Here is a 13,468-nt window from a genome sequence, read left to right as displayed (position 1 = left end):
AGCCCGTGGCGGTGGCCAGCAGGCCGCCGCCGGCGACGCCGATGCCCTGCGCGGCGACGAGGCCGCTGCGGGCGAAGCCCAACGCCTGGCCGCGCTGCTCGTCCGGCACCAGGCGGACGAACGTCGCGCCCGCCGTCACCTGGTAGGCGCTGAACACGCCGCTCACCGCGAGCAGCGCGACCGCGCCGACGAGGTTGGGCGCGAGCAGGTACCCGACCAGCGGCAACGCGGTGGCGACGGCGAGCAGGCCGAGCGCCCGCACCCGCGCCGACGCAGGCAGGAACCGCAGCAGCACCGTCCCCAGCACCATCCCGGCCGGGTCGGCGGCCAGCACCAACCCGACGCCCGCCGCGCCCGCGGCGACCTCCGCCGAGAACGGCGCGGCGAGCCCTTCCGGCACCACGGTGAACAGGGCCAGCCACCCCAGCCCGACCAGCATCCGCAGCCGCTTGTCCCGCCACACGAGCGCCGCGCCGGCCCTGATCCGCACGCGGGCGGCGGGCACGAACGGCGGGGCGGGCCGGTGCCGCAGGCCGAACCGCAGCAGCAGCGCCGACAGCGCGAACGTCACCGCGTCCGCCAGCAACGCGCCGGACGTGCCGAGCCACGCCACCACGACCCCGCCGCCGACGAACCCCAGCAGCAGCCCGGCCTGGTGGGTGATGAGGTGCACGGACTGCCCGGCCTCGTACCGGTCGCCCAGCACGGTGGGCAGCAGCGCCCCCTGCGCGGCGGCGAACGGCGACTCGGCGAGCTGCGCGACCACCAGCAGCGCCGCCACCAGCGGCAACGGCACGCCGGGCACGGCCATCACGGCCAGCAGCGCGGCCCGCACCACGTCGGCGACGACCATCACCGTCCGCCGCGGGTACCGGTCGGCCAGCCCGCTCAGCAGCACGCCGGACACCAGCGCGGGCAGCATCGTCAACGCGTAGGTCAACGCGGTCCACGCCGCGGACCCGGTGCGCTGGAACACGAGCACGGACAGCGCCACGCGGGCCAGCTGGTCGCCCACGGTCGACAGCACCGCCGCCGACCACAGCACCCGGAACTCCGGCACCGCGAACACCGCGCGGAACCCCGTGCCCCCGATCAACAGCGCCCCCGATTCCGACGTGACCGATGACTTCTCCGCGCCCGCCGGGTCTCAAGTTGTGCGGCGTGCGACCGGCACGTCACCGTACAAGCCCGGAGGGTGACGATGAGTGGGGTTCCAGCGATGACGGTGGATTTCACGGCGGAGGCGGAGCGGTACCGGCACGAGCTGCGGGTCCACTGCTACCGGCTGCTCGGCTCGTTCGACGAGGCCGAGGACCTGGTGCAGGAGACGTTCCTCAAGGCGTGGCGGGCGCGGGACACGTTCGAGGGGCGGTCGTCGTTCCGCGCCTGGCTGTACCGGATCGCCACGAACGCGTGCCTCGACGTGATCAACCGGCGGCCGCCGCTGGCCACGACCGAGGAGATGCCGGCCGCGGACGTGCCGTGGCTGCAGCCGTTCCCGGACTCGCTGCTGGACGCCGAGCCGCACGCGGAGGTCGTGGCGCGGGAGACGATCGAGCTGGCGTTCCTGGCCGCGGTGCAGCACCTCCCGGCGAAGCAGCGGGCCGTGCTGGTGCTGCGCGACGTGCTGGGCTGGCCGGCGAACGACACGGCCGCGTTGCTGGGCGAGACCGTGCCCGCGGTGAACAGCGCGCTGCAACGCGCCCGCGTCACCATGCGCAAGCACCTGCCGGAGCAGCGGGCCGACTGGTCGGGTGAGCCGAACCCGCGTGAGAAGGCGGTCATTCGCAAGCTCGTGGAGGCCACCGAGCGCTGTGACATGGCGCTGATGGCGTCGGTGCTGCGCGAGGACGTCACGTGGAGCATGCCGCCGCAGCCCGAGTGGTACCGCGGGCGCGACGTGGTGGTCGACATCTGGACGCCGGTGATGGTGGGCCCGGAGGCGTTCGGCGAGTGGAAGGTGCTGGAGACGAGGGCGAACCGCCAGCCCGCCCTCGCGAACTACGTCCGCAAGCCCGGCGAGGAGCTGTTCAAGCCGGCGGCGATGGACGTGCTGCGCATCGAGGGCGACGCGATCGCCGAGGTCCTCACGTTCCCGTCGGACCGGTTCCCGCTCTTCGGCCTGCCCGCGTCGCTGTGACCTTCGACGTCCGCGTGGTCACCGTGCCGGACGTCCTGCCCTACGACGCCCGGGAGTGGCGGGACGCGCTGGTGGTCGTCCTCAGCGGCACGCTCGACCTGGACGGCGAGCTGTTCCCGGAGGGCTCGGTGCTCGCGCTGGCCGGGTTGCCGCTGGAGGTCCTGCGCCGGCACGGCGAACAGCCCGCCGTGCTGGTCGCGGTGACCCGGCCCGAGGGTGACGAGGCGGTAGGCGAGGACGACGCCGGAGAAGCCGGGGCCGAAGGCGACGAGGTGGGGCGTGCCCCACCTCCCGCGCCGGACCGTCCACCCCCGACCGCCCCGGTCGGCGGCGACGACCCGTGACCCCCGATTCCCGCACGCGTTACGGTTCGGCCCGTGCTGAGGATCGAGATCGACGGCGAGCCGCCGACCGTCGACCACTTCGTGCCCGGTCTGCTGGCCAACTACGGGCACTTCACCGCCATGCAGGTCCGCGACCGCCGCGTGAAGGGTTTCGACCGGCACCTGAGGCGGCTCGACGAGGCCAACCGCGAGCTGTACGGCGCCGGGCTGGACGCGGAGCACGTCCGCGGCCTGATCTCCCACGCGCTCGGCGACGTCCGCGACGCCGCCGTGCGGGTCGTCGTCTTCGGAATGGAAACGCCGTCGGTCATGGTGGTGGTCCGGCCGCCCGCCTCTCCCCCGGCGACCCCGCAACGCCTCCTGTCCGTGGACTACACCCGCCCCCTGCCGCACGTGAAGCACATCGGCGGGTTCGGCCAGCTCCACCACGGCAAGCGCGCCGTCGCGGCCGGGTACGACGACGCCCTGCTCACGGCCGGTGGCGTGGTGGTCGAGGGCGCCATCGCCAACATCGCGTTCCTCGACGACGCGGGCGACGTCGTGTGGCCGCAGGCGGACTGGCTGCACGGCATCACCATGCAACTGCTGGAACGGGAGCTGCCGTCACGCCGGGAGGTGGTGCGGCTCGCGGACGTCGGCCGCTACCGCGGCGCGTTCCTGACCAACTCGATCGGCGTGGTCGCGGTGTCGCGGATCGACGACGTCGAGTTCCCCGTGGACGCCGACGCCCGGGCACGCGTCCAGGCCGCGTACGACGCGATCCCGGCCGACCCGATCGAAGCCGACCCGATGGCCGCAGACCCGACCGCGTGACGACCTGACCGGTGCCGGCCCGACCGGTGTCGATCCGGCCGCGTGCCGGCTCGACCGGCGACGACCCGACCGCGTGACGATCGCTCCGCCGGGTGGCCGCGCACGACTCGGCCACCCGGTTGAGTAGATCCACCGATGCCCGGCGGGCCGGCCGCGCGGGACCGTGGGCGGGTGATCGACTTACGCGTGCCCGCGCAGATCGCCGCCGTGTGGATCGTCATGGCGCTGTCGGCCACCGTCGTCGGCTGGCTGGTGCTGTTCGGGTTCTTCGTCCGCAGCCCCGTCCTGGTGGCGATCGGCCTGCTCGGCCCGTTCGCGGTGGCGTTCCTGATCGGCACGTTCACCGCCGCCGCGAGCCCGCTGACGGCCACGCCCCTGCGCCGCGTCGGCTGGGCGGTGCTGGTCACCGCGGCCGGGTTGGTCGGCGTGGTGTTCTACGAGGCGGTGCTGGAGTCGGTCGAACCGGCCAAGCCGCCGTCGTGGCTCGCCATCCCGGCCGTGGGCGTGCCGTTCGCGCTCGCCGCCGCCACGATGGCCCACGGCCTGGTGCTGCGGCTGGTCGCGGCGGGCGTCACCGTCGCCGCGGTGGCCTACGGGATCTGGCTGCCCACCACGATGCCGGACGACGACGTGGCGTCCCGGATCGCGCACGCCCGGCCGCCCGCCGGCGTGGTGCTGATCGCCAGGCCCGACGGCTACGCCTTCCCCGACCTGACGACCCGCGACGGCCAGGCCGAGCTGTCGTACCGCCGCGAGTCCGCCGACGCGCCGCTCTCGGGGTTCCCGCGCGTGGTCGTGCGGCCCGCGACCGTGGACGCGCCCGAGACCGGGGACGACGCCGAACCGGTGTACCGGCCGGTGTCGGCGCACCACGTCTTCGTGCGGCGGATGGGCGACGTCGAAGCCGTGGCCACCGTGTCGAAGGAGGTGGACGTGGCCGTCGCCCGCGACTTCGTCCAGTCCGTGCGCCCGGCCAGGGACGACGAGGTCATGCGCCTGCTGAAGCGCGCGCCCGACCGCCGTGACCGCGACGTGCTCCGCCGCTTCGCCGACACCTGGCGCCGGCTGTTCGACTAGCGGTCAGACGGCGGGCGGCCGGTCCTCGTACGGCGTGGACAGCACCACCGTCGTCCGGGTGGACACGTTCGCCACCTCGCGGATCTGCCGCAGCAGCTCCTCCAACGCGGTCGGCGACGCCACGCGCACCCGCAGCACGTACGACGCGTCGCCCGCGACCGAGTAGCACGCCTCGATCTGCGGCAGGTGCTCCAACCGCTTCGGGTAGTCGTCCGGCGCGGCCGGGTCGATCGGCGTCAGCGAGATGAACGCGGTCAGCGGCAGGCCGACCTCGTCGCCGTCCAGCCGCGCCGCGTACCCGCGGACCACGCCGCGCTGCTCCAGCCGCCGCACCCGCTGGTGCACGGCCGACACGCTCAACCCGACCCGCTCGGCGAGGTCGGTGAAGCTGCACCGGCCGTCCGCCGCGAGCTCGCGCAGGATCGCCCGGTCGATGGGTTCCAGGTTCGTCACGCCGGCAACACCACCAGGTCGTGCGGTCGGTGGTTGACGCTCTCCGCGCCGTCCTCGGTCGCCACCACGATGTCCTCGATCCGCGCGCCCCACCGTCCGGGCAGGTAGATGCCGGGCTCCACGCTGAACGCCATGCCCGGCTCCAGCGGAAGGTCGTTGCCGCCGACGATGTACGGCTCCTCGTGCACGTCCAGCCCGATGCCGTGACCGGTGCGGTGCACGAAGAACTCGCCGAAACCGGCGTCGGCGATGATCTCGCGGGCCGCCGCGTCCACCGCCGAGCACGTGACGCCGGGCCGGACCGCCTCGACGGCCGCCCGCTGCGCCGCCTGGAGCACCGCGTAGGTGTCCCACACGTCGTCGTGGCGCGGCTCTCCGATGACGTAGGTGCGGGTGGAGTCGGAGTTGTAGCCCTCGGCCACCGGGCCGCCGATGTCGACCACCACCACGTCGCCCGCCTCGATCACCCGATCGGACACGTCGTGGTGCGGTGAGGCGCCGTTCGGGCCGGAGCCGACGATGACGAAGTCGGCCGCCGTGTGGCCCTCGGCGACGATCGCGGCGGCGATGTCCGCGCCCACCTCCGCCTCCGTGCGGCCGGGGCGCAGCCACTCGGCCATGCGCGCGTGGACCCGGTCGATCGCCGCGCCCGCCTTGCGCAGCGCGGCCACCTCGGCGGCGTCCTTGCGCATCCGCAGCTCGCGCAGCACCGGACCGGTCAACACCTGGTCGGGGCCGACGACGTCACGCAGCCGCAGGGTGTGCAGCGCGGGCATCATGTCCGACACGGCCGTCCGGCTGCCCGTCACCGCGCGCTTGACCAGCGCGTACGGGTCCTCGCCGTCGACCCACGGCGCCATCTCGACGCCGAGTTCGTCGGTCGGGACGCCCGCGTAGCCCGGCTGCTCCAGCTTCGGCACCACCAGCACCGGCGTGCCGCCGACCGGCAGCACCAGGCACGTCAACCGCTCGAACGACGACCCGCCCGCGCCGATGAGGTAGCGGAGGTCGGAACCGGGCGCGATCAGCAACGCGTCCACGCCCGCGATGGACGCCGCGGCGGTGGCCCGGTCGAGGCGCGCGCGGAGGGCGTCCACGTCGACGGGCCCAACATGGGTCGACATGTCGGGCAGCCTAGTGGTGCGCGGCCGATCGCACGCGATCTCCGGCACGGCGACACCCCGCGCCGACCCGCCCCCGCTGTCGGTGGTCTCTGGCAAGCTGTCCCGGGTGAGCAACCCGCTGGTCCTGATGGACGCCGCCAGCCTCTACTTCCGGGCGTTCTACGCGCTGCCCGAGTCGATGACCGCGCCGGACGGCACACCGGTGAACGCGGTGCGCGGGTTCGTCGACACGATCGCCAAGGTCATCACCGAGCGCAAGGCCGGCCGCCTGGTCGCGTGCCTCGACGCCGACTGGCGGCCGGAGTTCCGGGTGGCCGCGCTGCCGTCGTACAAGGCGCACCGCGTGGCCGAGGGCGCCGCCGACGGCGAGGAGGAGGTGCCCGACACCCTCACCCCGCAGGTCCCGATCATCCTCGACGTGCTCGACGCGGTCGGCATCGCGACCGCCGAGGCCGCCGGGTTCGAGGCGGACGACGTGATCGGCACGCTCGCCGCCCGTGAGACCGCCGACCCGGTCGAGGTGATCACCGGCGACCGCGACCTGTTCCAGGTCGTGCGCGACGAGCCGACCCCCGTGCGGGTGCTGTACCTGGGGCGGGGCTGGGCCAAGGCCGAGCTGCTCGGCCCCGAGGAGCTCGCCGCCAAGTACGCCCTCCCGGTCCACGACGCGGGCCGCGCGTACGCCGGGATGGCCGTGCTGCGCGGCGACCCGTCCGACGGCCTGCCCGGCGTGGCCGGCATCGGCGAGAAGACGGCCGCCAAGCTGATCAGCGAGTTCGGCTCGCTGGACGCCGTGCTCGCCGCGGTGCACGACGGCCGGGACCGCAAGCTCACCACCCGCGCCCGCACCGCCCTGATCAACGCCCAGGACTACCTCGCCGTGGCGCCCACGGTCGTCAGCGTGGCGACCGACGCGGAGATCGTCATGGACCGCCCCGACACCGTCCCCGCCGCGCCGGCCGACCCGGACCGCGTGGCCGAGCTGACCCGCCGCTGGGGCCTGGGCAGCTCCCTGCCGCGCCTGCTGGCCGCGCTGGAGCGCCGCTGACCGCAGCACGACGCGAACCCCACCACCGCCGCACCGGCCAACGCGGCCCACTCGTCAACCCGGCCGACCCCCGCGTGCGCGGCCGACCCGTCACCCGGCGCCGGTCAGAAGTACGTGCCGCACCACGGCACCTCGGCGGCCGCGAACAACGCGTCCGCCCGCGCCAACGCCCCGGCCTCCACCACGTCCAGCCGACGTGCCGCGGCCAGCGTCGAGAACGACACGTCACCCAGGTACGCCGACGCCAGCACGTCCACGTCCAGCACCAGCTCGGGCGCGTCGTCCACCCGCGTCACACCGTCTGCCGCCACCCGGTACGACCCCGCGTTCTCCGGCAGGTAGGTGTCCCGCACCCCGAGGACGACGGGCTCACCGGCAGCGTAGGTCCGCGCCGCCAACGCCGCCGGAACGTCCAGCAGCCGCAACCACGTCTCGTCGGCCACGTCCGCCACCCGGCACGCCCGCCGGTCGCCCAGCAGCCACTCCACCGGCTCGTCGACCGGCCGCCCGAACGCCGTCACCTCGGCCACCAGGTCGATCCCCAGCACGAACAGCCACAGGTCCGCCCACGCCTCCGCGTCCCGCGCCCACAGGTCGAGCACGCTCAACGTGGTCGGCTTCTCGTCCGTCGCGTCGTGCACGCCCGGCGTCACCTTGAACGCCACGTACCCGTCGTCGCCCGACGCCCCCGACCTCACCGCGAGCTTCAGGTTGTCCTCCGCCGCCGCCTGCCGGACGTTGAACGCCCACCACGCGGGCCAGCGCGCGATCGTGCCCGCGCGCCGCGGCGACAGCTCCTCGAACAGGCCCCGCGCGATCCGCTCCCCCGACTCGCCGTCGACCAACCGCACCCGGCCCGCGGGACGCGTCCTCGGCGCGGCCTGCCGCCGGTCGATCCGCAGCAACCGGAAGCGCGTCGCCACCCCGTACCCGTACCGGCCGTAGATCGCCGTCTCCGACGCCCGCAGCGTCGCCACGACCTCGCCCGCCGACCGCAGCCCCCGCAGCTGCGCCCGCTGCACCGAGCTGAGCACGCCCCGGCGCGTCCAGTCCGCCCGCACCCCGACCCGGCTCACCGCCGCGTTCGTCACGACCGCGCCGCCCGGCACCGCCAGCCGCGACGGGAACGACTGGGCCGTCCCGACCAGCTCACCGTCGACGAACGCGCCGAACGCGCGACCAGGCTCGTACGACTCGCGCACGAGCTTCCACGTGTCGTCGGGCGCGGGCGGGTGGTGCAGCGCGCCCCGGAACAGGGTGTGCGCGGCCCGGAACTCGGATTCGTCCAGCACGCGGACGTCGTGATCGGTCACCCCGGCATGGTGCCGCAGGGATCGCTCGCCTTGCGAACGACTTTCCGGACCGCACGCACGACCGAGGCCGCCCCCGCGCACAGCGGGAGCGGCCTCGGTGACGGAAGTCTCGGACTCAGCCGGCGGGCTGGCCCACCTCGTACTCGCCGTCCTCGGTCTTCACCGTCACCTTGACCGTCTTGTCCTTGCCGCCGACCTTCACCGTGCACTCGAAGGTGGTGTTCGGCTTGACCTCCTGGCCCGCGGGGCACGTCGCGCCCTCCACGTCCTGGATCTTGTAGACGTCCTTCAGGATGCCGACCACGCCCGTCTGCACGGCCGCCTGGTCGAACTCCTTCTTGGTGAACCACCCCGGCGCGACGAAGCCCAGGATGCCGACGGCCGCGACCGCCAGCACGACGATCCCGACCACCACCCACAGCACCGCGCTGGACTTCTTCGGCGGCTGCTGGCCGTACTGGCCCGGCTGCCCGAACTGGCCGGGCTGGCCGTACTGCCCCTGCTGGCCGAACTGGTCCGGCTGACCGAACTGGCCGGGCTGGCCGTACTGGCCCTGCTGCGGCTGCCCGTACGGGTTCGACTGCGGGTTGTTCGGGTCGTACCCGGCCGGGTACTGCTGGGTGTACGGCTGCTGGGGCTGCTGCCCCCACTGCTGCTGCGACGGGTCCGGCTGCCCGTAGGGGTTGGGCTGCTGAGCGGGGAAACCACCCGACGGCGTGCCGGGGTACCCACCACCGTAGGGCTGTTGCTGCTGGCCCCACTGCGGCTGCGGGTCGTTCCCTCCGGACGGTCCGTACGGACTGGTCATGCTCGGCCTCCGACGGTCGGTCTGGAAAACGGTCTGGTCAAGTGCGTGCTTCGAAAAGCGGTGTTCAAGCCTTGCGGGCGCGATCAAACCACAGCTGTGCGGACGGTACCCACCCGCCCCGCAAAGCTTTGTCAAACGGTGGCCATCGCCACCACCCCGCGGCGCAACGCGTCCACCGCCTTTCGGGCGGACGCGCCCACCGGGTCCCCGCCACCGACCACGTCCCGGATCTGGTCCAGGAAGTCGATCACCTGCCGGCACCACCGGACGAAGTCGCCCGCGCCCAGCTCCGCGCCGTTCTCCTCCGCCGCCGACAGCACCTTCTCCAACGACTCGCCGCGCGCCCACCGGTACACCGCCCACGCGAACCCCGGATCGGGCTGCCGCGTCCGGTCGAGCCGGTGCCGGCGCTCGTCGTCCTCCAGCTCCGCCCACAACCGCGCCGTCGCGGTCAACGCGTCCGACACCTTCCCCGGTGGCAGCCTGGCCTCCAGCGGACCGTCCCGCCGCGCCTCGTACACCAGCGCCGACACCACCGCGGCCAGCTCCGCCGGGTCGAGGTCTCGCCACACGCCGTGCCGCAGGCACTCCGCCGCCAACAGGTCCGACTCGCTGTACAGCCTGGTCAGCCGCTTGCCGTGCTCGGTGACCTCCTCGCCCGGCCCGCTCTCCTCCGCGTGCAGGTAACCGCGTTCCCGCAGCAGGCCGCGAATCCGGTCGAACTCCCGCGCCAACGAGTGCGTGGTCGCCGCGACCTTACGCTCCACCTGCTCCGTCTCGGCCAGCAACCGGTGGTACCGCTCGCCCCACCGGGCGTGCTCCTCGCGCTTCTCGCAGCCGTGGCACGGGTGCGCCCGCAACGCCCGCCGCAACGTCGCCAGCTCCGCGTCGTCGTCCGCCGTCGACCGCCGCTTGCGCATCGCCGGCGCCACGATCCCGGTGGCGCGCAACGACGCCGCCAGGTCGCGCCGCGACTTCGGCGACCGCGTGTCCACCTGCTTCGGCAGCCGCATCTTCCCCAGCACCTCGACCGGCATCGGGAAGTCCGCCGACGACAGCCGGCCCGCCCACCGGTCCTCCGTCACCACGAACGGGCGCGCCTCGCCCAGCGGCTCCAGACCGGGGTCGATCACCACGGCCAACCCGGACCTCCGCCCGGACGGCACCGCGATCACGTCGCCCTTGCGCAGCCGCTCCAACGACTGCGCCGCCTCCGCCCGCTTCGCCGAGGTGTTCTGGCGCGCCAACGCCTTCTCCCGCTCGGCGACCCGCCGGCGCAGCGCCGCGTACTCCGTGAAGTCACCGAGGTGGCACGTCATCGCCTCGGCGTAGCCGCCCAGCGCCTCCCGGTTCCGCTCGATGCGCCGGGCCAGGCCCACCACCGACCGGTCCGCCTGGAACTGCGCGAACGACTGCTCCAGGATCTCCCGCGCCGCCGCCGCGCCCAGCTGGTTCACCAGGTTGACGGCCATGTTGTAGCCCGGCCGGAACGACGACCGCAGCGGGTACGTGCGGGTGGACGCGAGCCCGCCGACCGCCTTCGGGTCGACGCCCGGCTGCCACACCACCACCGCGTGGCCCTCGACGTCGATGCCGCGCCGCCCCGCCCGGCCGGTGAGCTGCGTGTACTCGCCCGGCGTCAGGTCGACGTGCGCCTCGCCGTTGTACTTGACCAGCTTCTCCAGCACGACCGTGCGGGCGGGCATGTTGATGCCCAGCGCCAGCGTCTCGGTCGCGAACACCACCTTCACGAGGCCGCGGACGAACAACTCCTCCACGGTCTCCTTGAACGCGGGCAGCAGGCCGGCGTGGTGGCTCGCGATGCCGCGCTCCAGCGCCTCCCGCCACTCCCAGTAGCCCAGCACCATCAGGTCGCCCTGCGGCAGGTCCTTGGTCTTCTCCTCGATGACCTCGCGGATCTGCTCGACCTCGTCGTTCGAGTTGAGCCGCAACCCGGCCCGCACGCACTGCGTCACGGCCGCGTCGCAGCCCGCCCGGCTGAACACGAAGTCGATCGCCGGCAGCAGGCCCGCGCCGTCCAGCCGCTGCACGATGTCGACGCGCGACGGCGGCTTGAACCCGGACCCGCGCGGCGGCCTGCCCCGCTGGTCCTTGTTGTTGCGGTTGCGGCTCCACGGCACGTGGAACCGCGACAGGTCCTCGGTGTGGCGCAGGAGCTGCGGGTTGATCCGGGCGTGCCCGTCCGGCGCGTCGCCCGCGAACAGGTCCATCATCCGGCCGCCCGCCAGCATGTGCTGCCACAGCGGCACGGGCCGGTGCTCGTCCACGACGACGGTCGTGTCGCCGCGCACCTCGACCAGCCACTCGCCGAACTCCTCTGCGTTGCTGACCGTGGCGGACAGGCCGACCAGCCGCACGGACTCGGGCAGGTGCAGGATCACTTCCTCCCACACCGGGCCGCGGAACCGGTCGGCCAGGTAGTGGATCTCGTCCATCACGACGTACGCGAGCGTGGACAACGTCGAGGAGCCCGCGTACAGCATGTTGCGGAGCACCTCGGTGGTCATCACGACGATCGGCGCGTCGCCGTTGACCGACGTGTCACCGGTCAGCAGGCCGACCTTCTTCGACCCGTAACGGGCCACCAGGTCGGCGTACTTCTGGTTCGACAGCGCCTTGATGGGTGTCGTGTAGAAGCACTTGCTGCCCTCCGACAGGGCCAGGTGGACGGCGAACTCGCCGACCACCGTCTTGCCCGCGCCGGTGGGCGCGCAGACCAGCACGCCGTGCCCGTCCTCCAACGCCTCGCACGCGCGTTGCTGGAACGGGTCGAGGTCGAACGAGATGACCCCGAGGAAGTCGGCCAGCTTGGGCCGGGAGGAGCGGCGGCGGAAATCCGCGTACGAGTCGGCCGGAGACCGCGAAGTGCTTGACACCTCTCCAGGCTGTCACACGGGACCGACAAAATCGCTCCAGATCCGGGACGGACCGCCGATCCTGGATTTTGGTCACCACTGAAGCAATAGAGCCCATCATGGGATGTGGTGCGGCACACTCGGGACCGTGGAGGCGATTCCGTTGGCGGAGGGCGACCTCCGGTGGGTGTTCCCCGACCTGGTCGACGCGGGACCGGTGCTCGACGTGCTGCGGCAGGCCGCGGCGCGGGTCGAGCGGCTGGCCGGGCACCTGGGCAGACCCGGCGGCGGTCTCGTGTTCGACCACCTGCCCGGCGCGCCCTACGCGGGGCTGTCGGGCCGCGCCGAGGCCGAGGAGCTGGCCTTCGACGTCCGCGTGTCGGCGCCGCGCGACCCGCACCGCCACGTCCTCACCCGGCCGCCGCCGTGGCGGGTGGAGGGCGAGATCTCGGTCCGCTGCGACGCCATCCGGGACTGCGGCAGGCACGAGATCGAGACCGTCGAGTCGGCGCACGGCACCCCGCTGGACGCCGCCAACGGCGTGCTGAGCGTTGCCGGGTGGCTGTACGACCGGGGCACGACCGAGCCGCGCGGGTCGTGGCGCAGGCGGGACGTGCTCAGCCGGCACCGGTGACGGACGCCGCGTCCCCTCGCCTGGGCTCGGCGGGGTGCGCCTGGTCCGGCTGCGCCTGGTCCGGATGCGCCTGGTCCGGATGCGCCTGGTCCGGATGCGCCTGGTCCGGATGCGACCGGGCGGCCTGCGGTTCGGCGGCCGACCGGGCGGCCTGCGGTTCGGCGGCGACGACGGTCAGCGCGCCGGGCACGCAGGTGGCGCTCAGCGGCACGCCGCTCATCCGCTCCCCGTCCGCGTAGGCCACCCAGGACGTCCCGGACAGCCGCACGGACCTCGCGCGCAGCGTGCGCACCGCCGGGTGGTCCACGTGCCGCCCGGTGCGCAGCGTGGGCAGCATCCGCAGCAGGGTCCGGCGCGGCGCGGCCTCCACCACGGTCAGGTCGAACAGGCCGTCGTCCGGCGACGCGTCCGGGCACACCGGGATGCCGCCGCCGTAGCTGGTCGTGTTGCCGACCGCGACCAGCAGCGCGTCCAGCTCCAGCACGTCGTGCTCGGTCTCCACCACCAGCGGTTCGGGCCGCAGCGCCGCCAGCTCGGCCAGGATCGCCAGGTCGTAGCGGCGGGGGCCGGCGGGCCAGCGCATCGCGTTCGCCCGCTCGTTGACCGCCGAGTCGAAGCCCGCGCACAGCACGGTGGCGAACCACGGCCCGCCCTCGACGCGCCCGAGGTCGAGCGGGCGGCGGACGCCGTCCCGCAGCGCGGCCACCGCGTCGTCAACCGCCGTGCCGCCGAGCGCGGTGGCCAGGTCGGGCACGGTGCCCGCGGGCACGACGGCGAGCGCGGTCGTCGACCCGGCGCACGCCTGCACGCCCAGGTCGGCGCCGCCGCCACCGCCGAC

At 73.9% G+C, this 13,468-nt stretch carries 13 protein-coding genes; 6 read left to right on the top strand and 7 right to left on the bottom strand.

Going from position 1 to position 13,468, the window contains the following annotated elements; all coding sequences use genetic code 11:
- A partial coding sequence (locus tag ACFQ3T_RS27940; protein ID WP_380727552.1) for an MFS transporter occupies positions 1–1,096 on the bottom strand: 1,096 nt, incomplete at its 3' end.
- Positions 1,097–1,219: 123 nt separating this feature from the next.
- On the opposite strand from ACFQ3T_RS27940, the gene ACFQ3T_RS27935 reads away from it, so the two are divergent.
- From ACFQ3T_RS27935 to ACFQ3T_RS27920, 4 genes are all read left to right on the top strand, one after another.
- Positions 1,220–2,140: an RNA polymerase subunit sigma-70 gene (locus ACFQ3T_RS27935; protein WP_380727550.1), complete on the top strand. Its 921-nt coding sequence runs from the start codon at positions 1,220–1,222 to the stop codon at positions 2,138–2,140.
- Positions 2,137–2,484 (top strand): hypothetical protein, encoded by a 348-nt coding sequence (locus ACFQ3T_RS27930; protein WP_380727548.1) that lies wholly within the window; start codon positions 2,137–2,139, stop codon positions 2,482–2,484. Before ACFQ3T_RS27935 ends, ACFQ3T_RS27930 begins: the two co-directional genes overlap by 4 nt.
- A gap of 33 nt (positions 2,485–2,517) precedes the next feature.
- The gene (locus tag ACFQ3T_RS27925) at positions 2,518–3,297 is read left to right on the top strand and encodes an aminotransferase class IV (protein WP_380727546.1); all 780 of its coding nucleotides are present in this window, start codon (positions 2,518–2,520) and stop codon (positions 3,295–3,297) included.
- A 171-nt stretch (positions 3,298–3,468) separates the two neighbouring features.
- On the top strand, positions 3,469–4,374 hold the full coding sequence (locus ACFQ3T_RS27920; RefSeq protein WP_380727544.1) for a hypothetical protein: 906 nt from the start codon (positions 3,469–3,471) through the stop codon (positions 4,372–4,374).
- 3 nt (positions 4,375–4,377) lie between these two features.
- On the opposite strand, the gene ACFQ3T_RS27915 is transcribed toward ACFQ3T_RS27920, so the two are convergent.
- Complete coding sequence (locus ACFQ3T_RS27915; RefSeq protein ID WP_184688005.1) at positions 4,378–4,827, bottom strand: Lrp/AsnC family transcriptional regulator; 450 nt, start codon at positions 4,825–4,827, stop codon at positions 4,378–4,380.
- Positions 4,824–5,951, bottom strand: coding sequence for a M24 family metallopeptidase (locus tag ACFQ3T_RS27910; protein WP_380727542.1), 1,128 nt, complete (start codon positions 5,949–5,951; stop codon positions 4,824–4,826). The genes ACFQ3T_RS27915 and ACFQ3T_RS27910 overlap by 4 nt, the downstream gene beginning before the upstream one ends.
- Before the next feature lie 106 nt (positions 5,952–6,057).
- Between ACFQ3T_RS27910 and ACFQ3T_RS27905 the strand changes: the two genes are divergently transcribed.
- The gene (locus ACFQ3T_RS27905; protein ID WP_380727554.1) at positions 6,058–6,999 is read left to right on the top strand and encodes a 5'-3' exonuclease; all 942 of its coding nucleotides are present in this window, start codon (positions 6,058–6,060) and stop codon (positions 6,997–6,999) included.
- Between the two features lie 104 nt (positions 7,000–7,103).
- Here ACFQ3T_RS27905 and ACFQ3T_RS27900 read toward each other — a convergent pair whose 3' ends face one another.
- The 3 genes from ACFQ3T_RS27900 to ACFQ3T_RS27890 all read right to left on the bottom strand — a co-directional run bounded on the left by ACFQ3T_RS27900 (position 7,104) and on the right by ACFQ3T_RS27890 (position 12,017).
- Positions 7,104–8,312 (bottom strand): GNAT family N-acetyltransferase, encoded by a 1,209-nt coding sequence (locus tag ACFQ3T_RS27900; protein WP_380727540.1) that lies wholly within the window; start codon positions 8,310–8,312, stop codon positions 7,104–7,106.
- A 115-nt stretch (positions 8,313–8,427) separates the two neighbouring features.
- Complete coding sequence (locus ACFQ3T_RS27895) at positions 8,428–9,120, bottom strand: DUF4333 domain-containing protein (RefSeq protein ID WP_380727538.1); 693 nt, start codon at positions 9,118–9,120, stop codon at positions 8,428–8,430.
- Positions 9,121–9,251: 131 nt separating this feature from the next.
- Positions 9,252–12,017 carry a DEAD/DEAH box helicase gene (locus ACFQ3T_RS27890; protein ID WP_380727536.1) on the bottom strand — a complete coding sequence of 922 codons (2,766 nt, stop codon included), beginning with the start codon at positions 12,015–12,017 and terminating at the stop codon, positions 9,252–9,254.
- A gap of 127 nt (positions 12,018–12,144) precedes the next feature.
- Between ACFQ3T_RS27890 and ACFQ3T_RS27885 the strand changes: the two genes are divergently transcribed.
- Positions 12,145–12,630: a hypothetical protein gene (locus ACFQ3T_RS27885; RefSeq protein WP_380727534.1), complete on the top strand. Its 486-nt coding sequence runs from the start codon at positions 12,145–12,147 to the stop codon at positions 12,628–12,630.
- Here ACFQ3T_RS27885 and ACFQ3T_RS27880 read toward each other — a convergent pair.
- Positions 12,614–13,468, bottom strand: an 855-nt coding sequence (locus ACFQ3T_RS27880; protein ID WP_380727532.1) for a diacylglycerol/lipid kinase family protein, incomplete at its 5' end; no start/stop codon positions are given. The genes ACFQ3T_RS27885 and ACFQ3T_RS27880 overlap by 17 nt on opposite strands.

Origin of the sequence: Saccharothrix hoggarensis, from assembly GCF_042678885.1 — a bacterium.
Classification (GTDB): Bacteria; Actinomycetota; Actinomycetes; order Mycobacteriales; family Pseudonocardiaceae; genus Actinosynnema; species Actinosynnema hoggarensis.
The sequence above is the reverse complement of the archived record's forward strand: the minus strand, read 5'-3'. Positions and strand labels throughout refer to the sequence as shown.